Below are 206 nucleotides of genomic sequence, written 5' to 3'. Positions count from 1 at the left end.
GGGGGAGGCCGCGAGGCCTCCCCCTTCTTCAAGTCATCAGACGGCTCGGTGCCGTCCACCGGTCAGCGGCGCCCTGGCCTCCCACGGGCTCACCCCGCAGTACTCTCGGCGCGATGGGGCTTAGCTTCCGGGTTCGGAACGGGACCGGGCGTGCCCCCCATGCTCTGGCCGCTGACCGGTGGGCGGCGCCCACCGTTACGGTGTCC

Annotated in this window: 1 rRNA gene; it reads right to left on the bottom strand. The window is 72.8% G+C overall.

The annotated features are described in order from the left end of the window. Positions 1 to 60 precede the first annotated feature (60 nt). Positions 61 to 176 (bottom strand): 5S ribosomal RNA (rrf, locus tag DW037_RS10360). Positions 177 to 206 lie beyond the last annotated feature (30 nt).

The organism is Collinsella sp. AF39-11AT (genome assembly GCF_003474585.1).
Lineage (GTDB): Bacteria > Actinomycetota > Coriobacteriia > Coriobacteriales > Coriobacteriaceae > Collinsella.
Note: the sequence above shows the minus strand (reverse complement) of the source record. Positions and strands in the feature narration are given on the sequence as shown.